This window comes from Micromonospora sp. CA-263727 (assembly GCF_050942455.1).
Taxonomy (GTDB): Bacteria; Actinomycetota; Actinomycetes; order Mycobacteriales; family Micromonosporaceae; genus Micromonospora.
Genome location: NZ_CP192031.1, coordinates 270,571 through 292,937 on the forward strand (window position 1 = coordinate 270,571; position 22,367 = coordinate 292,937).

Here is a 22,367-nt window from a genome sequence, read left to right on the forward strand (position 1 = left end):
CCTGCTCGGACGGCCCCGGATTGTCGTGCTACTCTTTCGTCCGCCACGAACGGTAACCGCTCACCGCAGCGAATGCCATTCGCGGCGAGGACCTGGGGTCGCGTAACATGGCCGGGGCCCGCTGGCGACAGCGGGAGCGGCACAGAATACGCTGCTGAGGGTCATGCCACGGGGAAGTGGCGGAATGGCAGACGCGCACGGTTCAGGTCCGTGTGCCCGAAAGGGCGTGGGGGTTCAACTCCCCCCTTCCCCACCACAGACGAGGGCTTCGCGGCGACGCGGGGCCCTTGCTCCGTATCGGGGCGTACCGGACGTCACGCTATGCTCCGATGGTTTCGGCCTCTGACGCACCAGGAGTGGCATGTGAGTGTCGCATTCGTGACCGGCTCGGGCGGGCTGATCGGCTCCGAGGCGGTCCGGCACTTTGCCGGCCTCGGTCTCGACGTCGTCGGCATCGACAACGACATGCGGCAGGAGTTCTTCGGTGAGGAGGCATCCACCGCATGGAACGTCCGCCGGCTGACCGACGAGCTGGGTGACGCGTACTCGCACCACAGCATCGACATCCGGGACCGCGGCGCGCTGGGCGCGCTCTTCCAGCGGTACGGCCGGGACGTCGCCGTGGTGATCCACACAGCCGCGCAGCCCTCGCACGACTGGGCGGTACGCGATCCGTTCACCGACTTCGACGTGAACGCCGCCGGCACGCTGAACGTTCTACAGAGCGTCCGGGAACACTGCGCCGACGCCCCGTTCATCCACTGCTCGACCAACAAGGTCTACGGTGACCGGCCGAACAGCCTGCCCCTGGTCGAGTTGGAGACCCGCTGGGAGATCGAGCCGGGCCACCCGTACGAGCAGGGCATCCGCGAGGACATGTCGATCGACGCCTGCCTGCACTCGATCTTCGGTGCCTCCAAGGTCGCCGCCGACGTGATGGTGCAGGAGTACGGCCGGTACTTCGACATGAGGACGGCCTGCTTCCGGGGCGGGACGCTGACCGGTCCGGCGCACTCGGCCACCGAGCTGCACGGCTTCCTCGGCTACCTGATGCGGGCCAACATGGAACGCCGGATGTACCGGATCTACGGCTACCAGGGCAAGCAGGTCCGCGACGCGATCCACAGCTCGGACGTGGTCTCCGCCTTCGAGGCGTTCTTCCGCAACCCGCGCTCCGCCGCCGTCTACAACCTCGGCGGCGGCCGGCACTCCAACACCTCGATGCGCGAGGCGTTCGCCGAGGCCGAGCGGATCACCGGCCAGGAAATGATCTCGGAGTACGTCGAGGCCAACCGGATCGGCGACCACAAGTGGTGGATCGGCTCCAACGAGGCGTTCCAGGCCGACTACCCGGACTGGAAGCAGGTGTACGACGTACCAATGATCATGCGTGAGATCTACGAGGCCAACGTGGACAAGTGGGTGCCGGGAGCATGACCAAGAAGAACGTCCTCGGCGTCCTGGTCGACGCCACCGACTACGCGGAGGCGACCGAGCAGGTGGTGGCCGCCGCGCAGGAGCGCCGCCCGCTGGCGTTGACCGCGCTGGCCGTGCACGGCGTGATGACCGGGGTGCTGGACCGGCCGCACAACGCCCGGCTCAACTCCTTCGACGTGGTGACCCCGGACGGCCAGCCGGTGCGCTGGGCGCTGAACCTGCTGCACGGTGCCGGTCTCACCGATCGGGTCTACGGGCCGACGCTGACCCTGCACGTGCTCTCCCGCTTCGCCGACGAGGGCCTGCCGGTCTACCTGTACGGGTCGACCGAGGAGACCCTGGCCCGGCTGATCCCGGCGCTGGAGCGGATGTTCCCGGCCCTCAAGATCGCCGGGGTGGAGGCGTCGAAGTTCCGCGCCGTGCGGCCGGGCGAGGACGCCGAGATCGCCGACCGGATCCGGGCCAGCGGGGCCCGGCTCGTCCTGGTCGGGCTCGGCTGCCCCCGCCAGGAGGTCTTCACCTACGCGATGCGCCCGCTGCTGGACATGCCACTGATGGCGGTCGGTGCGGCCTTCGACTACCACGCCGGGCTGCTGCGCCAGCCCCCGCCGTGGATGCAGCGCGCCGGGCTGGAGTGGTTCTGGCGGCTCGGCCTGGAGCCGAAGCGGCTGTGGCGGCGCTACGTGATCCTCAACCCGGCCTACCTGGGCCGGTTGTTCGCGCAGAAGACCGGGCTGTGGAAGGCTCGCCCGCCCGCCCCGGCTACCGAACCGCCCGCCGGGTTCGCGGTCTGACCGGAGTACGCGACCGGGCCCCTGGCGTGCTGCCAGGGGCCCGGTGCCGTTACGGACGTCAGAGGGTCAACGTCCAGGTGTTGATGTAGCCGGTGTCACCGCCGTAGACGTCCCGCACCTGGAGCCGCCAGGTGCCGTTCGCCGCCTTGCTGGACAGGTTCACCGTGTAGGTGGCGTTGACGTTGGCCGCGCTGTCGAAGATGTTGTTGCTCTTCAGCCGGTAGGACGTGCCGTCCGGGGCGAGCAGGTCGATGACCAGGTCACCGCGGTAGGTGTGGACGATGTTCACCGCGACGGTCGAGGCCGACGAGGCGTTCCGGTTGCAGCCGGCGATCGTGATCGAACTGGTCACCGCCGCGCCGGCGTCCGGGATCGGCACGTCGGTGCCGTTCGTCCCGGAGCAGCCGCCGCCGGTGCCGGTCACCGTCAGCGAGTACGTCGCGGTCTTGCTGCCGGAGGCCGCGGTGCCCGTCACGGTCACGGTGTACGTACCGGCCGGGGTGCTGGCCGAGGTGCTGATGGTCAGCGTCGACGAGCCACCCGAGGTGACCGTGGCCGGGCTGAACGAGGCGGTCGCCCCGGACGGCAGGCCGCTGGCCGAGAGGCTGACCGACTGGGCGGACCCGTTGGTGGTGGCGGTGGCCACCGTGGCGGTCACCGAGCCGCCGGGCGCGGCGGAGCCGGAGGTCGGCGAGACCGAGACCGAGAAGTCGTTGGTCGGCGGCGGGGTGCTGCCGTTGACCACGTACAGCAGGCGGTTCGGGGTGCCGGTGCCCACATTCGTGATCACGTTCGGGGTGGCGTTGTTGACCAGGTAGTCCCGGACCTGCTGCGGGGTCCACGACGGGTTGGCCGAGAGCACCAGCGCGGCAACCCCGGCGACGTGCGGCGACGCCATCGAGGTCCCGCTGATCGTGTTCGTCGCGGTGTCGTTGGTGTGCCAGGCCGAGGTGATGCCCACCCCCGGCGCCAGGATGTCCACACAGGTGCCGAAGTTGGAGAAGCTCGCGGCCGCGTCGTTGCTCTGGGTGGCACCGACGGTGATCGCCGGCTCGGCGCGGGCCGGGGAGTAGTTGCAGGCGTTCTGCCGGTTGCCGAGGATGTCGCCGTTGCCGGCGGCGATCGCGTACGTGACGCCGGAGTTGATCGAGTTGATCACGGCGTTGTCGGTGGCCGTGCTCGCGCCGCCGCCGAGGCTCATGTTGGCCACGGCGGGCTTGACCGCGTTCGCGGTGACCCAGTCGATACCGGCGATGACACCGGCGTTGGTGCCACTGCCCTGGCAGTTGAGCACCTTCACGGCCACCAGCCGGGTGCCCTTGGCCACCCCGTACGCCGAGCCGCCGACCGTACCGGCGACGTGGGTGCCGTGGCCGTTGCAGTCGGTGTTGTTGGTGTCGACGGTGTTGGTGCCCCAGGTCGCCCGGCCGCCGAAGTCCGAATGGCTGGTCCGGATGCCGGTGTCGATGACGTACGAGGTCACGTTCGTGGCCGTGTTGGGATACGTGTAGGAGCTGTCCAGCGGCAGGTTGCGCTGGTCGATCCGGTCCAGGCCCCAGGACGGGGGGTTCGGCTGGGTAGCGGTGATCGACACGGTGTGGTTCTGCTCGACGTACGCGACTGCGGGGTCCGCGGCGATCCGGGCCGCGGCCCGGGCGCTGACCCGCAGTTCGGCGCCGCGGACGGCCGAGCGGTACGTCCGGGCCGTCGCGCCCCCGTGCCGACTCAGCAGCCGGTCCACGGAGGACCCGACCGCGGCCCGACTGACCTCGCTGTTCTTGAACACGACGATGTAGCTGCCTTCGACGGCGGTGGCACCGCCGGCGCTGCGGATCGTGCCGACCGGCTCGGCGGCCATGGCCGGGGTCGCCGTCGCCACCATGGCCAGCGCGGCCAGACCGACGAGTACGGACCTGTGTGGAAGAGCCATCTCCCTACCTCCCTCTGACCGGCACCGATCGCCGACCTGCCGGTGACAGCTTGATCGATAAATGCCGATCGAGGTGAGGGTAATTGGCCGCCTGAAGACTCATGAACATGCCGGATCCTCCATAACACCAACGGGATGTCCCCCTACGGGGACGGGTACGGGACGAACGGGGGGTGGGCCCGGATTCGCCGAACCACGGATCGGGCAAGGCTGATGGACATGCAGAGCCATCTCGCCCTTCTGCTTCCGGTCGTCGCCGTCTGGTGGGTCGCCGGCTATCTGGCCGACGGGTTGCCCCGGATGACCCACGCCCGCGAGCTTCACCGGCGCGCCGGCTGGTTGCTCACGCTGACCCTGATCGGGCTCGCCCTGACGGCGGCCCTGCCCATCGCCGGGCTGGCCACCACCGGGGCGAGCACGGCGGACCAGGCCGCGAGCGGGCTCGCGCTCGCGGCCATCCCGGTGCTGGTGGTGGCGATCTGCACGGTGCGCCGGGTACGCCGGCTCCGGGCCGGTGCGGCCACGCTGGCCGTCGCGCCCCGGACACCGGCACCGCACGGACTGCGCGCCGCGACCGCCCACCCGCTGATCGGAATGCCCTTGCAGGTAACCGGGCTGGCCCTGCTGCCGGCCCTGATCGAGGCGAGTGGCGCCGGCCAGTTCTTCGGGCCCGGGGCGACCGGGCCCGCGATCACCGTCGGGGCGCTGGGCATCGTTGCCATCGGCGTACGCCATGCCCTGCGCCACAACCGGCTCGCCGAGCGGGCCAGGCCGGAGCGGGCGGTGGTGTCAGCGCGCTCGGCCGGCGCCCTGCACGTATAGCAGTTCCAGGATCGCCCGGGTCGCCTCGAACCAGCGGTCCAGCCAGCCGGGTGGCGGCACGCTGCCCTTCGGTGGCAACTCCATCAACAGGCCACGCAGCAGCGGGTGGTCCACGAGCGAGCCGTTCTCCTCCACCGACGCCGACCAGCCGGACGCCGGAAACGACGGCTCGGTGAGCGGGTTCGGATCCAGCGACGGCAGGGTGAGCGGCGACCCGCTCTGCTCGGTCACCGCCGCGCTCTCCCGCCCGGCGTGCTCGGTGTCCGTCGACACCACCTCGGTCAACACCGTGTCCCGCCGGGCGCCGCGGTACTTGCCGCCGAACCGCTCCGGCTTTCCCGGCCCGTTGGTGAGGTTCTCCGACCCGATACTCGTCATCCGTCTCGCCTGCCTCGCTCGGTTACCCGCCCTGTCGGGGGGATGTCGACCAGCGCGTACCGAGAGGTACAACGAGACGGGCACGATGTGGCGACGGGAGCCGGCGGATCATGCCGACCGGAACTGGCCTGCGGCACAACGCCACGGTCCCCGCCCGGCCAGGCCGGGCGGGGACCGTCACCACTGTTCCGGCAGTCAGCCCCGGCCGAACGCGCCGTCCCTGGTGCCGGCGACGAAGGCGTGCCAGCCGCCGGGAGCGAAGACGAGGGCCGGTCCGGCCTTGTCCTTCGAATCCCGGACGCCGACCGCCCCGGTCACGTACGCCACCTCCACGCAGTTGTCACAGTTCGGCCCACTCTTCGAACTCTTGAACCAATTTGCCCGCGTCAGGTCCACGGAGAATCCCTGCGTCGCCACTTCCACAACGGCTCCTCTGCCAGTCTCGCGATGTACTCGACGGACTCCTCCGGACGTATGGCCGCTGCTCGAATGTGATCGAAGATGAAGCTGTACTTCTGTAGTTCGTCACTCTTCTCCAGGAAGAGCCCACCCGTGGCGTTCTCCGCGTACACGACATCCGGATCACCGGGCTCGGGGAAGCTGAGGATCGTGAAGGTGCCGTCCATGCCGGCGTGCGCCCCCTGCGCGAACGGCAGGATCTGGAGCGTCACGTTCGGCAGCTGGGCCACCTCCACCAACCGATTGAGCTGGTCACGCATGACCGCGTCCCCGCCCACCGGACGGCTCACCACCGCCTCATCGAGCACCACCCACAGATCGACCGGATCATCCTGGGTCAACAACGACTGACGGTCGAGTCGGACACGCACCCGTTTCTCAACCTGATCCTGGTCGAAATCCGGCCGGGCTGCCCGGATCATGGCGCAGGCGTACTCCTCGGTCTCCAGCAGCCCCGGCACCACCTGCTGCTCGTACGCCCGGATCGAGCTGGCGGCCGCCTCCAGGCCCACGTACGCCCCGACCAACACCGTGCTGTACGGATGCCACCAGCCCTTCTGCCGCGCCTCACGGGCGATCTGCACCAGCTCGTCGCTCTCCGCGCCCACCACCCCGTAGATCCGGAGCATGTCCCGCACGTCCCGCGGGGTCGCCGTGGTGTGGCCGGTCTCGATCCGGGAGATCTTCGACGCCGAGCACTCCAACTGCTCGGCGACGGTCTCGATGGTGATCCCGGCCGACTCGCGCTGGCGGCGCAGTTCCGCGCCGAGCCGGCGCCGCCGGATGGTCGGGCTGCGCCGCTCGCTCACCGCTGTCACCTCTCCGCCTCGACGCGCCGCTGTCGCCACCCGCCCTCGGGCGCGACCATCGGGGCGGACGTTCGCGGCTTGGGGGTGGAGCCGGTCCGGCACCGGCCGCGGCGGGCGAAACCGGTCTCAGTGTGCCGTCCGGGTAGTGGCACGTTCAAGCGCCGTTTCGTGCGTGCCGCTCACGTATCGGCAAAAGTCGACGTGCAACTTGCATGAAGCACGACCCTGATGCACTCTGTTCCGTATGACACGGGTCACGCACCGTTCCGACGCGATCTCCCCACGTGATCAACACGGTGGAGGCGGTGGGGTGCACGACCCAGGTCGGGCGACATGACGCCACCAGCGAATCCGGCACCGACCATGCCAGCTCCACGAACCGGCCCACGAGACACGACCTCGTCGCCGGAGCCGAACATCCCCCCGTTCAGCCTCGCCGGCCTCCCCGCCGGCCGACCCTTCCAGGAGCCCATGTGCTTCCCCGCTCCGGTGACGTACTGCACGTGACACGCGCGGCGAGTGTCCAGTTCCTCAGACCCATCCTGTTCCGAGTGATCCGGGTGCTCGACCGGCCCACCTACGACGGCTGGCTCTGGCTCGAAGGCTACGAGTTGAACGCGGCGGGGGATGCGGTCAACCGTCGCTCGATCTTCGTCCAACGGGAAGGGCTGCGGCAGGCACAGGCCGCACCGCAGCCGCGTCCGCACACGGTGCGCCCGGCCCGTCGGCCGAACGCCCGGACTCCGGTCCGGGTGGGCTGAGCACCACGAACCGCCGCCGGGGGGCATGTCGGCACCATAGAATCGGTATGCCCACCCCGGCAGGTTTCCACCCCGCGCGTCATGGACCCCGAACCTGGGATGGCCATGGTCAATCTGCCCGCGCGGCGGCCCCACCGGTCCCGTATCGCCTACGCCTTCGGACTCCTGGCACTGCTCGGTGCCGCCACCACCCTGGTGGTACTGATCCGGGATCCCGCTCTGTCCTCCACCCGGCTCGCCGAACCTGTCCCGGCACCGGAGATCACCGTGGTCGAGAGCGACCCGACCGGACCCGACGACATGCCCGGCGCCTGGGACGACTTCGCCCCCGCCGACACGGCCGGAGAGCCGACCGACGATCCGGCCGAGCGGTACGGCGGCTCCGGCCGGTCAGCCGACTCACCAGATCATGAGCCGGACGCCTCCGCCCGGACCAGTGGGCACACCCGCCAGGAACTCAGTCGCTCACTGTTCTGGTCGGGCGTCTTCGGACTGGCGATCTCCCTTGCCGGGCTCGGGCTGGTCGGCACCAGACGCCGCATGTGGTAGACCTGCCGGTCGTTCCTATCCGGTGGGGCTCGCCGTGGCGGTGGGCTCCGTGCTCGGCGAACTGGTCGGCGTACCCGTGGTCGCCGACGGGCTCGGGCTGGCCGCGGCCACCACCAGAGTGACCTCGTCGCCGGCCTCGACCAGCTGACCCGCCTCCGGCTCGGTGGCGATGACGGTCCCCGCCGGCCGGTCCGACGGGCGGTACTGCATCCGGTAGTCGAGACCGAGCTGTTCCAGCATCGCCCGCGCCGCCGCCTCGGGCAGGCCGACCAGCGGCGGCACCGGCACCTGGGCCACTGCCGAACTCGTCGTCGGCGCGGGTGAGGGCGAACGCGTGGTCGGCGAGGCCGACGCGGTGGTCGGTGCAGGCTGCGTCGTCGGCTGCGGCGACTGCGGAGTCGACCCACCCTCGTCCAGCGCCTGACGGGCCAGCCACAGCCCGACGCCGAGCAGCCCGAGCAGCAGCAACAGGACGACGCCCCAGAGGATCGGCAGGAACCATGGCCGGCCCGCCGGCTCGTCGGCGTACCACTCGTTGCCCGACGTCTCCCGGTCGGCGCCCGGCCGGACCGACGGCACCTCCGCGCGCCCCGACCACGCCGCCGCCCCGGAGCGCTGGGTCGGCGGCACCGGCGCGGTCTCCTCCGGCGCCGCCTCCTCCGGGGTACGCCCCAGCGGCGCGGTCTCGTCCGGACCGCCGACGGCCGGCGGCAGCCGACGGGTCGCGTCCTCGGGCGGCTCCTGGCGATCGTCGCTCATGCCGGCACTCCGCTTCGCTGCGCGCCATGAGGCACCACCGCGCTGCACCGATGATTCGCTCGCTGACGCTCGCTCATGCCGGCATTCCGCCTTCCTTGACCGGGCGGGCATCAGGGCCCTCGAAGGTCAACCTAACGGTTCCGCAGGCCATCGGCCGGCATCAGCGTGTCGGGTGCCCGTCATTGCGGCGGCGGGCTTTCGTCGCCGTTCGGCAGGTCACCACACCAGATCGAGACGATGTCGTTCCATTTGCCGACGGTGTCACCGGCGGGGTCCTGTGCGGTGACCTTCCCGGCCCGTCGGTTCGGATAGCGGGGCGAGAACCCGTCGTCGACGAGTTGGGCCCCCGCGTCGCGGCAGTTGAGCCCGAGCAGGTCCGGCACCGAGTTCGGCGGCGCGGCACCGGCCACGGTGATCACGACGGTGTGGCCGCGGCTCACCGGCGCACCGGCCGCCGGCTTGGTGCTCCGCACGCTGGAGCTGGCACCGCTGCCGAAGACCAACTGCCAGCCCAGTCCCAGGCTCCGCAGCTCCTCCCGGGCTTCCTCGAAGTCCTCGCCGACCAGGTCCGGCACGGTCAGCCCGGTGGGCTGGGTCGGGGCGGTGCTGGTGGCCGCGGGGGTCGGTGTCGGCCGCCCGCGTGTGGGGCTGGCCTGGACGCTGGGGCTGCGACTGCCGGCCGCATCGGCGGGCGCCTTCACCGGCGGCCTCTGGTCGCCGGCCAGCACCCAGCCGCCGGCCGCCCCGATGACCGCGAGCAGGGCGGCAGCGATTCCGCCGCCGACCATCAGCGGCACCCGGTCCGGGCCGGCGTCGTCGCGCCCGGTCTCCCGCTCCGTGGTTCCGTCCGTCATACCGCCCACCGCCTCATCACCGGCGACCGTACTCGTCGGCGCCAAGCACTCTCCGTCACCGTTCACCACCCGGTACCGCGCACGACTCGCCGCACCGACCACAGGACGTTACGCTGCCCGGCATGGCCAGACAGGGCTGGGGAGGATCGATCGCCACCGCGGCCGGCGTGGCAGCCGGCGCCGGGGCCGCTCAACTGGGTTTCGGGTACGGCCTGGGCATCCTGAACTGGGCACCGGCCGAGGCGGCCGGCGGCACGGCGGCGTGGGTGGCCAGCCTGATCTGGGCCACCTGGATCGCCGCCACCTCGACCATCTTCGGCGCGGTCTGTGCGCAGCGGCTGCACGACCGCCGCACGGGCACGGTCACGTCGAGCGCGGCAGCGCTGGGCAGTGGAGATTCACCGGCCGACGCCGACCAGCCGGACGGTGACAGCCAGCCGGACGGGAACAGCCACGGCGATCTCGGCCGGCCGGACGGTGGTGGGCTGTGGTGGATCACCCTCTCCGTGGCCGCCGCAGTGGGTGCCCTGATCACGGTGCTGCTGGTCGCCGTACCGGCCCGGGTCGCGGTGGTCCCGGACACGCCGTCCCCCCGGGACATGGCGGCCGGATACGCGGCACTCGGCGTACTCGTCGGGGCGCTGGTGGCACTCTGGGCGCTGCGCTGCCGGGCGGCAGCCACCAACGTCATCGCCACCGCCGGCTGGCTCTGGCTGCTCGCGGTGGTCGCCGTCGTCGACTCGGTACTCGCCGGCCGTGGGCTGACCACTGCGCAGTTGGGCATCTGGCAGCTCAGCTCGGGCAGCGACCAGTTCTGGATCCGGGACTACTTCTACTGGCCCGGCGCGGTCCTCTCGCTCGGATCGGCGCTGCTGATCGGCACGCTGGCCGCTCGACGCGGCGTCCGCGAGGCCGGCCGGCGGGTCGGTGCCACCGCCTCGGGTGCCGCCGGACCGCTGCTGGTGGCGGTCGCGTACTTCCTGGCCGTGCCGAGGCTGACCGCGATCAGCCCGGAGCAGGTGTCGGCCCACCTCATCGCCCCGTACGCGGTGATCGTCGGAATCGGCGGCTCCGTCCTGGTCGCGGCGCTCGCCCAACGGGCGGCCCGACACCCGCAGCGCCGCCCGGCCGGCGACGGCGTATCCACGGCGACGGTGCCTCGGCAGCGGACCGGGCAGGACGCCACGAAGACGGCCGGCGAGCCGGCGACCGTCGGCGTCAGGACCGGAGCCCGCGCCACCACCGGCGGCACCGGGCGGCGACGCACGTCCCCGACGCCCGCCGACGTGCCGGCACCCGCCGCTCCGGCGGCACCGACAGCCTCGACACCGACGCCGGCCCAGCAGTCGGTAGACGAGCCGGCATCGGCCGGCGGAACGAGCGGTGCCTCGAAGCCGGCCGGCTCGTCCGATGCCGACTCGACGCCGGAGGAGGCCGGACGCCGGGCCCGACCGCCCCGCCGACCCCGCTGAACCCGTCGGTGAGAGCGCCGGGCCAGAGTGGTCAGTCGATCGGCCAGGTGTGCACCGGCTCGTTGGTGCACTGTAGTTCGGCGTAGCGCTGGAGCATGTGGTGCAGGGCGGCGCGGCGGTCCAGGTTCCGGTGTCGCTCGGCGGCCCAGACCGTGGCGGTCTGCCAGACCGCGCCGTTGCGGCCGTTCCGGCAGCGCTGCTCGATGATGCCGAGCAGGCGGTCCCGCTCGGTCGGGGTCACCCCGAAACCGTCGAGCCCGGCGGCGGCGATCGGCAACAGCACGTCGAGTACCAACCTGGTCACCGACACGTCGCCGAGCCGCGGCCAGTGCAGTACGGCATCCATGCCGCGCCGGGCGGCGGCGTGGAAGTTCTCCTCGGCCGAGCTGAAGGTGAGCTGGCTCCAGATGGGCCGGTCGGCCTCGGCGAGACCGCGGGCCAGCCCGAAGTAGAAGGCGGCGTTGGCCAGCATGTCGACCACGGTCGGCCCGGCCGGTAGCACCCGGTTCTCCACCCGCAGGTGCGGGCGGCCGTCCATGATGTCGTACACCGGCCGGTTCCACCGGTAGACGGTGCCGTTGTGCAGCCGCAGCTCGGCCAGCTCGGGTACGCCACCGGCGTGCAGGACCTCCACCGGGTCCTCGCTCTCGCAGATCGGCAGCAACGGCGGGAAGTAGCGGACGTTCTCCTCGAACAGGTCGAAGATCGAGGTGATCCAGCGTTCCCCGAACCAGACCCGGGGGCGTACGCCCTGGGCCTTCAACTCGTCCGGCCGGGTGTCGGTGGCCTGCTCGAAGAGGGCGATCCGGGTCTCCGCCCAGAGTTGCCGGCCGTAGAGGAAGGGCGAGTTGGCACCGACCGCCACCTGCGCGGCAGCGATCGCCTGTGAGGCGTTCCAGTAGTCGGCGAAGCTGTCCGGCGCGACCTGGAGGTGGAACTGGAGGCTGGTGCAGGCCGCCTCCGGGGCGATCGAGTCCGTGTGCGTCCGCAGTCGCTCGACGCCCCGGATGTCGAGTTCGATGTCCTCGCCCCGGGCGCCGACGATCTGGTCGTTGAGCACCCGGTACCGCTCGTTTGTGGAGAGGTTGTCGGCCACCAGGTGGCGCTCGTTCAGCGTGGGCAGGATGCCGACCAGGACGATCCGGGTGTCCGACCGCGCCGCCCGCTCGTTCGCCCTGTTCAGGCTGCCATGCAGGTCACGCTCGTAGTCGGCGAACCCGCCGCCGGAGATCAGCCGAGGGTTGGCGTTGAGCTCCAGATTGAACTGCCCCAACTCGGTCTGGAACAGGGGATCGGCGATGGCGGCGAGGATCTCCTCGTTCCGCATCGCCGGCTCGGCCGCCGGGTCCACCAGGTTGAGCTCGATCTCCAGCCCGGTCATCGGCCGGTCGGCGTCGAAACCGAAGTCGTCCAGCATCAGCGCGAAGACATCCAGACAGCGGCGGACCTTCTGCCGGTATCGGACCCGGTCCTCCCGGGAGAAGGCGGTTCGATCGACGTCCCTGCCCATGTGTCCTCCCGGCGCGCGACGCGACGGAACGGTGCCGTTCCGCAGCGCATTGTGAACCATACTCGTTAAGCGCGCCGAACCGGTCGAGCCGATCGCACCATCGCTGGTCAGCGTTTACGTGTCACCGGCCGGGAAGGGACCGGCGCAACGGAACGCCGGGCACGGCGAGGCGGACGGAAACCCCGTGATCCGCCACAGCTCTCATGCGGGCAGCCGAAAGGCCCGCGCGTCCGGGCGCGGGCCTTTCGGAGAGTGCCGGGAATCAGGACTGCCGGATGGCCTCACCCTCGATCTCGATCTTGATCTTCTTGCCGACCAGGACGCCGCCGGACTCCAGGGCAACGTTCCAGGTCAGGCCGAACTCCTCGCGGTCGATCTCGGCGCTCGCGGAGAAGCCGAAGATGTCCTGGCCGAACGGGCTGCGGCCGACGCCCTCGAACTCGACCTTCAGGTCGACCGGACGGGTCACGCCCTTGATGGTCAGCTCACCGGTGAGGACGAACTCGTTGCCGCCCTCGGACTTCACGCCGGTGCTGCGGTACTCCAGGGTGGGGAACTGCTCGGCGTCGAGGAACTCCGGGCTGCGCAGGTGCGCGTCCCGGTCGCTCTGCGCCGTGTTGATGCTGGCGGCCTGGATGGTGGCGGTGACCGAGGACTCCAGCGGCTCCTCGGCGATGGTGATCGTGGCGCTGGCGTCGGCGAACTCACCGCGGACCTTGCTCACCATCATGTGCCGGGCGACGAAGCCCACCCGCTTGTGCGCCACATCCAGCAGGTAGGTGCCGGCCGCCGGGATGGTGAGGCCGTTCCACTCGCGGGTAACCGGCTCGGTGCTGCTGGTCATGAGAGACTGCCTTCCGGGAAGATTTTGTTTAGTAGCCCAACGGCTGCGTCAGCAACTATAGTCGCGGCAATATTCCCTCTGTCAAGGATTGGTACGATGGGATGGTGAACCCGAACGTGTTCGACGACCCGCGGATCACCGCCGTCGGCCTGCTCTTCGAGGTGTACGCCGGGCTCTCCGCCCGGTTCGCCGCCCAACTGGAGGAACACGGACTGTCGCCGGTCGAGTTCGAGGTGCTCACCCGGCTGAGCCGGTCACCCGACAACCAACTGAGGATGACCGACCTCGCCGCGCAGACCTCCCTCTCCACCAGCGGCGTCACCCGGGTGGTGGACCGGATGGAACGGGACGGCCTGATCGCCCGGCGCGCCTGCCCCTCCGACCGGCGCAGCTCGCACGCGATGGTGACCGCCGCCGGCCTGCGCCGGCTCGACGAGAGCCTGCCCGGCCACCTTCAGCTCATCGAAGACTGGTTCACCGGACAACTCGAACCGGCGGAGCTGAGCGCGATGCTCGACGGCCTGCGTCGGGTACGCGACGCGGTGCACCCGTGCGCCACCGCCGGCAGCGGGGGATCCACCCCGGCCAACCCGGGACCATCGGTGTTCGGATGACCAGCCCAGCGTGACACCACCGGCAGAAAGACCGGCAGAACCAATTGACCAATGGGCGATAGCTCATCAAACCCGACAGATCATCGGGCCGTGCCTCGCTAATCTCGCTACAGCGGGGGCGCAGTGGGGGGCACCGGCGCGGGCGATGAGCGAGGGGTAACAAAAGGGGGCTTCCTCGCCCGCGCCACCCCCGTTCCCGCCGCCGGTTGGCCGGGTCCCTCGCCCGGCCAGCCGTGCCCAGCGGTGGCCTCCGTGGGCAGCCCGCTCCGGGCCACCGGCAGCACGTGCAGCAGTTCCTCTTCGTGCGGCAACAGCCGGATGCCGGCGTCCCGGCAGGCCAGCTCCAGCCGGTCGAGCACGGTCGGGTCGGAGGTGCTCACGGCCAGGCCCACCAGCGCCTCCACCGTCGTACGCCGGTCCCGATCCGCCGCGTCCATCTCGGCCGCCGCAGCGAACCACTCCGCCGCTGCCTCCCGGTCGCCGCGGCGCAGGGCCAGGTGCCCCTCGACGAGCGCCCCGGGCCCGTCCAGCGGGCGCAACTCGACGAGCACCTCGGCGGCCTCGGCCGCCCGACCGTCCTGCGCGAGCGCCAGCCCCAACGTGCCGAGCACCCGGCGTCGGTGTCGCGGCGCGCCCAGGTCGGCCAACGCCGCCAGGACCCGCCGCGCCTCGTCGGCCGCGTCGGCGTACCGGCCCTCCAGGCGGAACACCTCCGCGACCGTGCCCCGCGCCAGCACCCGCAGGCGCTGCTGGCCGCACTGCCCGGCGAGCCGGTCGACGGTGGCCAGCCGGCGTCGGGCGGCGGCCAGGTCACCCACCCGGATCTCGTGCCACGCCAGGTGGTGCTGCGCGACCGCCATCTGGCGGACCAGGCCGCCTTCGGTGGCCACCGCCAGCACCGCCTCCGCCTGCTCCCGCGCCTGGCCCGGCCGGCCCGTCGCGGCCAGCAGGGCACCCAGCACGGTACGCGCCTCCAACTCGCCCGGGACGTCGCCGAGCCGCCGGAACGCCTCCAGCGCGGCGTGCGCCCTCGACACCTCGGCACCGGCCGCGCCGTGCTCACCGGCGAGCATCGCGACCCCGAGCGACGCCCACGCCCGCAGCGCCGGATCAGCGTCGGCGGTACGCGGGTCGGCAAGCAGCCGCAGCAGCCACTGCCGACCCGGCACGTCACGCCCACGCAGCCGCCACCACCACGGCAGGCCGGCCGCCAGGCGCAGCGCGGTCAGCGGGTCGTCCACCGCCGCGTACGCCAGCGCGGAGCTGATGTCACCGGTGACCTCGTCGAGGCGGTGCGCCGCGGCGGTGGCACCGGCACCGGTCAACCCCGGCGCGGTCCGCTCCACCAGCCGGGTGACCACCCGGGCGTGCCGACGCCGGATCACGGTCGACTCGCCGGAACCGGACGCCTGCTCGACCGCGTAGTCCCGGACCGCGTCGACCAGCCGGAAACGGAACGGCCCGGTCCCGCGTACGTTCAGCAGCCCCAGATCGAGGAACCGGTTCAGCAGCGGAACCGGATCAGCGGTGATCCCGGTGCCGGCGAGCATCTGCTCGGCCAGCTCGACGGACCACCGGTTGCCGAACGCGGCGAGCCGGCGCAGCGCCGCCCGCTCCTCGTCGGCGAGCAGCCGGTAACTGGTCGCCACCGCGTCCCGCAGCGTCTCGGCCACCGCCGTCCGCGCGTCGTCGCCCCGCGACTGGCCCGCCTCCCAGCCGCTGCGGGTCGCGGCGGAGGTGTCCAGGTCCAGCACCCGGTCGCCGTACCGGTCGAGAAGCTCGGTGAGATCGAGCAGCCGGCCACGCGCCGCCATCAGCTCGATGGCCAGTGGCAGGCCGCCCAGCCGGCGCACCAGTGCGGCCAGCGCCGGCAGTTCGTCCGCCGACGGCGGCTCCCGCCGCACCTGGGCCAGCCGCGCGGTGAACAGCTCCACCGCCGGATAGCTGGCCAGCGTCGCCGGATCGGTGTCGCCCGGCGGTGGCACGTCCAGCGGCGACACCGGACGGACCCACTCGCCCGGCAGCCCCACCGGGTGCCGGCCGGTGACCAGCACCCGCAGCGACGGCACCGCGCCGATGAGCCGCTGCAACGTCCCGGCCACCGGGTCGGGCGCCCGTTCGGCGGCGTCCACCAGCAGCAGCGCCCGTCGGTCGTCGAGGCGGGCGGTCAGCTCCGTCAGCCGGGCCACGCCGAAGACCGTCACCGAGGCGGCGAGCACGTCGGCCGCGTCCGACCCGGCACCGACCAGCACCCCGGCGGCGCCGCCGGGGTGGGCGGCGGCGACGGCGTGGACCGCCGCCAGCGCCAGTGCGGTCTTGCCGACGCCGGCCAGCCCCACCAGGCTCACCACCCGAGGACCGCGCGGATCGGTCAACATCGTGGCCAGCTCGGTCAGATCCCGCTCCCGGCCGATCAGATCCGGCGGTGGCGGCAGGTCCAGTCGGGTACCCGGCTCGGACGGTGGTGCGGCGGGGACCGTTCCCCGCGCGGCGGCCAGGAACGCCGTCCGGGCTGCGCCGGCCAGTTCGAGCGCCCCGGCGAGCAGCTCGACGGTGGTGCGTTGCGGCCGCGAGGAGCGTCCCCGCTCCAGGTCACGGACCGTCCGTACGCCGATGCCGGCGCGGGCCGCGAGGTCGGTCTGGGTGAGGCCGGCCGCCAAGCGGTGTGCCCGCAGCACCTCCGGGAGGCCGGCGTGCGCGGGCGGCCCGGACGAACGATCATGACCCAAAGTCATGGCCCGGGACATTACGGGCCAGGCCCGACACCGGACACCTGAGCGTCAGCCACCCGACCGGTCGATGCCGAAACCCGACAGCGGGCCGGCCGTTGGCCGGTACTGGACGAACAGCCGTTGATCGATTTAGTCGGCGGCGGTGACAATGCCGCCCATGTCGTACGACCGGCTGCCCGGTGGCCTGGGAACGTGGCGGGCCCGCTGGCTGCTCGCCCGGCACAACGGAATACTCGGCCCGCTGACCTATCTGGTGGCCCTGGTGGTCGTCCTGCCGGTGATGCTGCTGTGGGGAGCGTTGCTGGCCCTGGTCGGCGCGGGCTCCGCCCGGCTCGGCAACCGGGGCGGCGTGCCGGTCACCCCGAAGAGCCACCCCGAGCTGTACGACCTGGTGGCGGCGACGGCGCAGCGGCTGGGCACCCCGATGCCGGGGCGGGTGCTGCTCACCGCCACACCGACGGTGGACGTGACGGTGGCGTACCGGCAGCGTCATCTGGAGATCGGGCTTCCGTTGCTCGCCTGCCTCTCCACCGCCGAACTGCGGGCGCTGGTCGGCCACCGGCTCGCCCTGCTCCGTCACCGCCATGCCGACCTCGTCACCGGCCTGCTCGACCTCTGGACCGACGCGGTGCAGGCCGAGTCGTACGAGGAGGGCCGCGCCCAGCGGCGGGCCGCCGAGTTGCGGCGTACGCTGGCCGGCTTCGCCGCCGAGGCGCAGCGCGACGCCGACGACGCGGCCGTGCTGGCGGCCGGCGGTGTCGACCCGGCGGCCCGCGCGTTCGCGCTGGCCAGCCTCGTCGCCGACGAGTACGCCGGCTTCCTGGACAACTCCGGAGTGCCGGAACAGCGCTGGTGGCGGCCGGTCGAGGTGGGCATCAGCGACGTGGACGACGGCTGGCGGCGGGCGCTGCACCACGGCCTCGGCGAGTCCGACTGGGCTGCCGACGACGCGCAACTGCTGGCCACCATCCACCCCCGGCTCGCCGTCGCGCTGCGCGCCCTGGGCCACGCGCCGCTTTCGGTGACCCTGACCGCCGACCCCGTGCCGGTCCCGCCGCTGTCGGAGCGGGAGCGCCGCCGGGTGACCCGTCGGATCATGGACATCCCCTACCCGCGCTACATCCGCTGGTCCAGCTTTGCCGACTCGCCACCGCGCTGGTGGCTCCGGCGTGCCATCCGGGACGTCACCAGGGTACGCAGCGACGTCGCCCTGGTGCTGGGCCGGGAGCCCGTCGACGACGTGGAGGTCTTCCAGGTGGTCCGGACGCGACCCCGGGAGGTGCTGGCCGCTGCCCTCGACGTGCCGGTCGACGAGCTGTCGGATCATCCGCACGACTGGGAGCTGGGCGACGAACCGCCGGACGTGCTGATCTGGTTGGTCGAGGAGAACCTGCTGCGGCGGGGCTGGCGGCTGGCGCATCCCGCCGTCCGGGGCGTACTGGTCGGGCCGCGGGGCGACCGGGTCGACGCCCGAGACGTGATCGCCCAGGCCGGCCGGGAGGCGGAGGACGCGCCGGGTCTGCGGCGCTGGCTGGGGCCCACCGCCCCGACCGGCTGACCCGGGCGGCTGCCACGGCGTCGACACGGCCCGCCCCCGTCCTGGGCGGTGTTCACATCCCCAGGTCGCGGGCGATGATCATGCGCTGCACCTCGGAGGTGCCCTCGCCGATCTCCAGGATCTTGGAGTCCCGCCAGAACCGGGCCACCGGGTACTCGTTCATGAAGCCGTACCCGCCGTGGATCTGGGTCGCCTCCCGGGCGTTGTCCACCGCGATCGTGCTGGCGTGCAGCTTGGCGATGGCCGCCTGGCGCTTGAACGGCTCGCCGGCCAGCATCCGGGCCGCCGCGTCGTAGTACGCCAGCCGGGCGGTGTACGCCTTCATCTCCATGTCGGCGATCTTGAACTGGATCGCCTGGTAGTTGCCGATCGGCTGGCCGAATGCCTGGCGCTGGCCCGCGTACTTGATCGACTCGTCGACGCAGCCCTGGGCGAGGCCGACGGCCAGCGAGGCGATGGCGATCCGGCCCTCATCGAGGATGCGCAGGAACTGGGCGAAGCCCCGGCCGCGCTCGCCCAGCAGGTTCTCCGCCGGCACCCGACAGTCGTCGAAGGTCAACTCATGGGTGTCGGAGGCGGTCCAGCCGACCTTGGAGTAGCCGGGCGCGACGGTGAAGCCGGGAGTCCCGCTCGGCACGATGATCGTGGACAACTCCTTCGCGCCGTCCGGCCGGAGACCGGTGACCGCGGTGACGGTGACCAGGGCGGTGATGTCGGTGCCCGAGTTCGTGATGAACGCCTTCGATCCGTTGATCACCCACTCGCCCGCCGCCTCGTCCAGCACGGCCCGCGTCTCGGTGCCGCCGGCGTCCGAGCCGAAGCCCGGCTCGGTGAGCCCGAACCCGGCCAACGCCTCGCCACTGAGCAGCTTCGGCAGCCACCGGGCCTTCTGCTCGTCGGTGCCGAACCGGTAGATCGGCATCGCGCCGAGCGAGACCGCCGCCTCCAGGGTGATCGCCACGCTGGAGTCGACCCGGGCCAACTCCTCCAAGGCCAGGCAGAGGGCGAAGTAGTCGCCGCCCATCCCGCCGTACTCCTCGCTGAAGGGCAGGCCGAACAGGCCCATCTTGCCCATCTGCCGGATCACCTCGTACGGGAAGGTGTGCCGCTCGTAGTGCTCGGCGATGACCGGCGCGACCACCTCGCGGGCGAAGTCCCGCACGCTGGCACGCAGCGCCTCGTGCTCCTCGGTGAGCCGGAAGTCCATCGGGTTCCTCCTGTGTGGACGGGCCGCCGGACGCTCGTGACGCCTCGACGGTGGTCGTGCTGGCTGGTGCGCGTCGACGGCGTGGTCCCGGCCGGGGGTGGACGGGGTTGCCTTCCGGCGGCGTCGACGGGGTGCGTCCCGGCCGGGTCGACGGGTTCAGACGGGGGTGACGCCGTGCCGGCGACGGGAGAAGTGCCGTTCCTTGGTGCGGGCGGCGGCGAACCGGCGGACCAGCTCGGCGCGTAGCTCGTGCGGCTCGACGATCGCGTCGATCACCAGCTCGCTGGCGAGCCGGACGATGTCGATGTCCTGCTCGTACTCCGCGCGCTTGGTCGCGACGAAGGCGGCCCGCTCGGTCTCGTCCCCGATCGCGGCGATCTTGTTGGCGTAGACCGCGTTGACCGCGGCCTCCGCGCCCATCACCGCGATCTTCGCGGTGGGCAGGGCGATGGTGGCGTCCGGCTCGAAGCCCGGCCCGGCCATCGCGTAGAGGCCCGCGCCGTACGCCTTGCGGACCACCACGCAGATCTTGGGTACGGTCGCCTCGGAGATCGCGGTGATCATCTTCGCGCCGTGCCGGATGATGCCCTGCTTCTCCACCGCGCTGCCGACCATGAACCCGGGCACGTCGCTCAGGAACAGCAGCGGCACGTTGAACGCGTCACAGAGCTGCACGAACCGGGTCGCCTTGTCGGCCGAGTCGACGAAGAGCACCCCGCCCTTGAACATCGAGTTGTTGCCGACCACGCCGACGACCTCGCCGTTGAGCCGGCCGAAGCCGACCGTCAACTCCTTGGCCCAGAGCGCCTGGATCTCGAAGAAGGAGTCCTCGTCGAGCAGGCCCTTGACGTACCGCCGCATGTCGAACGCCTGCCGCTCGCTCGCCGGCACCAGCGCGGCGAGGTCCACCCCGGCCTTCGCCGACACCGCCTCGGCCGTCGGCGGCTGCTGGGTCCAGTTCGCCGGCAGGTACGACAGGTAGCGCTTCACCACGTCGAGCGCCTCGGCCTCGGACTTGCAGAGGAAGTGCCCGACGCCCGACTCGGCGCAGTGCACCTTCGCCCCGCCCATCGCCTCCAGGGTGGTCTTCTCACCGGTGACCATCTCGACCATCCGGTCCGAGCCGAGGTACATGCTGGCGTTGCCGTCGACCATCGCCACCACGTCACAGAACGCCGGGATGTACGCGCCACCGGCCGCGCTCGGCCCGAACAGCGCGCAGACCTGCGGGATCGAGCCGGAGGCGCGCACCTGGTTCCAGAAGATCTTTCCAGCGCCGCGCCGCCCGGGGAAAAGCTCGACCTGGTCGGTGATCCGGGCACCGGCCGAGTCGACCAGGTACACCATCGGCACGCCGGTGTCGTACGCCCGCTCGATGATCCGGATGATCTTCTCGACGGTACGCGCGCCCCAACTGCCGGCCTTGACCGTCGAGTCGTTGGCCATCAGACAGACCTGCCGACCGTCGATGGTGGCGGTGCCGGTCACCACGCCGTCGGCGGGCAGCCCCTCGGCGCGCGCGTTGGCGTAGAGCCCGTCCTCGACGAACGATCCCTCGTCGACCAGCAGCGCGACCCGCTCCCGGGCGAACAACTTGCCTTTGGCCGCGTTCGCCGCGTGGTACTTCTCCGCCCCACCCGCACGGACCCGCTTGCCCAACTGCTCCAGCGCCCCACCGTCAACCGTCACGTCGACCCCCCACCCAGCCACCTGAACGATCGTTAGGCTACCCCACTCCACCCTCCCCCCGCACCCCACCCATTCCACCCGCCCCCACCCCCGCCCCCGTCGATCATGGAGTTGTGGTGCCTCACAAAAGCTACGAAAAGGTCGAAGCACCCACCACAACTGCATGATCAACGGGGCAGGGGTGGGGCAAGGGCGGGGGCGGGGGTGGGTGGGGGTGGGTTATGGGGTGGGGGTGAGGCGGGTGCGGGGGCCGGCGCGGAGGACGCCGGAAGGGAGGCGGCGGGCGGTGAGGTGTTCGGCGAGTTCGGCGGCCTCGATGAGGGCATCCAGATCGATGCCGGTGTCGATGCCCATGTCGTGCAGCATGTGCACCGCCTCCTCGGTGGCCAGGTTGCCGCTGGCACCGGGGGCGTAGGGACAGCCGCCGAGGCCGCCGACGCTCGCGTCGAACTCGGTCACGCCCAGCTCCAGCGCGGTCAGCAGATTGGCCAGGGCGGTTCCCCGGGTGTTGTGGAAGTGCAGCAGCAGCGGGATGTGCGCGTTCCGGTCGCGTACGGCGGTGAGCAGGTCACGGACCCGTCGGGGCGTACCCATGCCGGTGGTGTCGCCGAACGCGACGCGGTCGGCGCCGTCGCGGACCACCCGGTCCACGATGGCGGCCACCCGGGCCGGCGCGATGTCGCCCTCGTACGGGCAGCCGAAGCTGGTCGCGATGATCACCTCGGCGCGGGCGCCGGCACCGTGCAGCAGGTCGATCAGCTCGGCGATGTCGTCCAGCGACTCGTCGGTGGCGCGGTTGACGTTGCGCCGGTTGTGCGTGTCGCTGGCGGAGACGACGACCTCGATCTCGGTGAAACCGGCCGCGAGGGCACGCTGGGCACCACGGGTGTTCGGCACCAGCGCCGAGTAGCGGACCCCGTCGACCTTCGCCGCCCGCTGCCACACCTCGTCGGCGTCGGCCATCTGCGGGATCGCCTTCGGGTGCACGAACGACACCGCCTCGATCCGCCGCACGCCGGTGCGGGAGAGCGCGTCGAGCAGCCGCACCTTGGCGTCGGTCGGGATCGGCTCCTCGTTCTGCAACCCGTCGCGCGGCCCGACCTCTCGAATCAACACGAAGCCCGGCAGTTCCGCCATAAGGGATCACCTCACTGTGACGGTGTGACGTCTTGGATGTCCCCAGCATGTC

Annotated in this window: 19 protein-coding genes, 1 tRNA gene and 1 pseudogene; 9 read left to right on the top strand and 12 right to left on the bottom strand. The window is 71.7% G+C overall.

What is annotated here, in order from left to right; genetic code table 11:
- The first annotated feature begins 170 nt into the window (after window positions 1-170).
- The 3 genes from ACQPYA_RS01235 to ACQPYA_RS01245 all read left to right on the top strand — a co-directional run bounded on the left by ACQPYA_RS01235 (window position 171) and on the right by ACQPYA_RS01245 (window position 2,231).
- Window positions 171-256 (top strand) — tRNA-Leu (locus ACQPYA_RS01235).
- A 65-nt stretch (window positions 257-321) separates the two neighbouring features.
- Complete coding sequence (locus tag ACQPYA_RS01240; protein WP_433530795.1) at window positions 322-1,437, top strand: NAD-dependent epimerase/dehydratase family protein; 1,116 nt, start codon at window positions 322-324, stop codon at window positions 1,435-1,437.
- Window positions 1,434-2,231 carry a WecB/TagA/CpsF family glycosyltransferase gene (locus ACQPYA_RS01245; RefSeq protein WP_433530796.1) on the top strand — a complete coding sequence of 266 codons (798 nt, stop codon included), beginning with the start codon at window positions 1,434-1,436 and terminating at the stop codon, window positions 2,229-2,231. The genes ACQPYA_RS01240 and ACQPYA_RS01245 overlap by 4 nt, the downstream gene beginning before the upstream one ends.
- A gap of 58 nt (window positions 2,232-2,289) precedes the next feature.
- On the opposite strand, the gene ACQPYA_RS01250 is transcribed toward ACQPYA_RS01245, so the two are convergent.
- The gene (locus ACQPYA_RS01250) at window positions 2,290-4,161 is read right to left on the bottom strand and encodes a S8 family peptidase (RefSeq protein WP_433530797.1); all 1,872 of its coding nucleotides are present in this window, start codon (window positions 4,159-4,161) and stop codon (window positions 2,290-2,292) included.
- A 219-nt stretch (window positions 4,162-4,380) separates the two neighbouring features.
- Here ACQPYA_RS01250 and ACQPYA_RS01255 point away from each other — a divergent pair, with 219 nt between their 5' ends.
- Window positions 4,381-4,983 (top strand): hypothetical protein, encoded by a 603-nt coding sequence (locus ACQPYA_RS01255; protein WP_433530798.1) that lies wholly within the window; start codon window positions 4,381-4,383, stop codon window positions 4,981-4,983.
- Here ACQPYA_RS01255 and ACQPYA_RS01260 read toward each other — a convergent pair.
- The 3 genes from ACQPYA_RS01260 to ACQPYA_RS01270 form a co-directional block, all read right to left on the bottom strand.
- Window positions 4,951-5,361: a hypothetical protein gene (locus tag ACQPYA_RS01260; RefSeq protein ID WP_433530799.1), complete on the bottom strand. Its 411-nt coding sequence runs from the start codon at window positions 5,359-5,361 to the stop codon at window positions 4,951-4,953. The two genes, ACQPYA_RS01255 and ACQPYA_RS01260, sit on opposite strands and share 33 nt — an antisense overlap.
- Window positions 5,362-5,556: 195 nt before the next feature.
- Window positions 5,557-5,778, bottom strand: coding sequence for a DUF397 domain-containing protein (locus ACQPYA_RS01265; protein ID WP_433533342.1), 222 nt, complete (start codon window positions 5,776-5,778; stop codon window positions 5,557-5,559).
- A complete protein-coding gene (locus ACQPYA_RS01270) occupies window positions 5,748-6,629 on the bottom strand; it encodes a helix-turn-helix domain-containing protein (RefSeq protein WP_433530800.1) in 882 nt (293 codons plus the stop codon). The genes ACQPYA_RS01265 and ACQPYA_RS01270 overlap by 31 nt, the downstream gene beginning before the upstream one ends.
- 473 nt (window positions 6,630-7,102) lie before the next feature.
- Between ACQPYA_RS01270 and ACQPYA_RS01275 the strand changes: the two genes are divergently transcribed.
- Complete coding sequence (locus ACQPYA_RS01275) at window positions 7,103-7,390, top strand: hypothetical protein (protein WP_433530801.1); 288 nt, start codon at window positions 7,103-7,105, stop codon at window positions 7,388-7,390.
- 99 nt (window positions 7,391-7,489) lie between these two features.
- Window positions 7,490-7,939 (top strand): hypothetical protein, encoded by a 450-nt coding sequence (locus tag ACQPYA_RS01280; protein ID WP_433533343.1) that lies wholly within the window; start codon window positions 7,490-7,492, stop codon window positions 7,937-7,939.
- Between the two features lie 15 nt (window positions 7,940-7,954).
- Here the strand turns inward: ACQPYA_RS01280 and ACQPYA_RS01285 are convergent, their stop codons facing one another.
- Together ACQPYA_RS01285 and ACQPYA_RS01290 are read right to left on the bottom strand one after the other, a co-directional pair.
- Window positions 7,955-8,698, bottom strand: a complete 744-nt coding sequence (locus ACQPYA_RS01285; RefSeq protein WP_433530802.1) for a PASTA domain-containing protein — start codon at window positions 8,696-8,698, stop codon at window positions 7,955-7,957.
- A gap of 179 nt (window positions 8,699-8,877) precedes the next feature.
- Window positions 8,878-9,552 (bottom strand): PASTA domain-containing protein, encoded by a 675-nt coding sequence (locus ACQPYA_RS01290; RefSeq protein ID WP_433530803.1) that lies wholly within the window; start codon window positions 9,550-9,552, stop codon window positions 8,878-8,880.
- Window positions 9,553-9,674: 122 nt separating this feature from the next.
- Between ACQPYA_RS01290 and ACQPYA_RS01295 the strand changes: the two genes are divergently transcribed.
- Window positions 9,675-11,024, top strand: coding sequence for a hypothetical protein (locus ACQPYA_RS01295; protein WP_433530804.1), 1,350 nt, complete (start codon window positions 9,675-9,677; stop codon window positions 11,022-11,024).
- 31 nt (window positions 11,025-11,055) lie between these two features.
- Here the strand turns inward: ACQPYA_RS01295 and ACQPYA_RS01300 are convergent, their stop codons facing one another.
- Window positions 11,056-12,534: a glutamate--cysteine ligase gene (locus tag ACQPYA_RS01300; protein WP_433530805.1), complete on the bottom strand. Its 1,479-nt coding sequence runs from the start codon at window positions 12,532-12,534 to the stop codon at window positions 11,056-11,058.
- Window positions 12,535-12,796: 262 nt separating this feature from the next.
- The gene (locus ACQPYA_RS01305; RefSeq protein ID WP_433530806.1) at window positions 12,797-13,378 is read right to left on the bottom strand and encodes a YceI family protein; all 582 of its coding nucleotides are present in this window, start codon (window positions 13,376-13,378) and stop codon (window positions 12,797-12,799) included.
- A gap of 101 nt (window positions 13,379-13,479) precedes the next feature.
- Here ACQPYA_RS01305 and ACQPYA_RS01310 point away from each other — a divergent pair, with 101 nt between their 5' ends.
- On the top strand, window positions 13,480-13,992 hold the full coding sequence (locus ACQPYA_RS01310) for a MarR family winged helix-turn-helix transcriptional regulator (RefSeq protein WP_433530807.1): 513 nt from the start codon (window positions 13,480-13,482) through the stop codon (window positions 13,990-13,992).
- Between the two features lie 278 nt (window positions 13,993-14,270).
- Here the strand turns inward: ACQPYA_RS01310 and ACQPYA_RS01315 are convergent.
- Window positions 14,271-16,727, bottom strand: a pseudogene (locus tag ACQPYA_RS01315) (ATP-binding protein); the annotation flags it as partial.
- Window positions 16,728-16,881: 154 nt separating this feature from the next.
- Between ACQPYA_RS01315 and ACQPYA_RS01320 the strand changes: the two are divergent.
- Window positions 16,882-18,282 (top strand): M48 family metallopeptidase, encoded by a 1,401-nt coding sequence (locus tag ACQPYA_RS01320; protein ID WP_433530808.1) that lies wholly within the window; start codon window positions 16,882-16,884, stop codon window positions 18,280-18,282.
- Between the two features lie 52 nt (window positions 18,283-18,334).
- Here the strand turns inward: ACQPYA_RS01320 and ACQPYA_RS01325 are convergent, their stop codons facing one another.
- The 3 genes from ACQPYA_RS01325 to ACQPYA_RS01335 form a co-directional block, all read right to left on the bottom strand.
- Window positions 18,335-19,489 carry an acyl-CoA dehydrogenase family protein gene (locus tag ACQPYA_RS01325; RefSeq protein WP_433530809.1) on the bottom strand — a complete coding sequence of 385 codons (1,155 nt, stop codon included), beginning with the start codon at window positions 19,487-19,489 and terminating at the stop codon, window positions 18,335-18,337.
- A 156-nt stretch (window positions 19,490-19,645) separates the two neighbouring features.
- Window positions 19,646-21,178, bottom strand: a complete 1,533-nt coding sequence (locus ACQPYA_RS01330; protein ID WP_433533344.1) for an acyl-CoA carboxylase subunit beta — start codon at window positions 21,176-21,178, stop codon at window positions 19,646-19,648.
- A 219-nt stretch (window positions 21,179-21,397) separates the two neighbouring features.
- Window positions 21,398-22,315, bottom strand: a complete 918-nt coding sequence (locus tag ACQPYA_RS01335; RefSeq protein WP_433530810.1) for a hydroxymethylglutaryl-CoA lyase — start codon at window positions 22,313-22,315, stop codon at window positions 21,398-21,400.
- Window positions 22,316-22,367 lie beyond the last annotated feature (52 nt).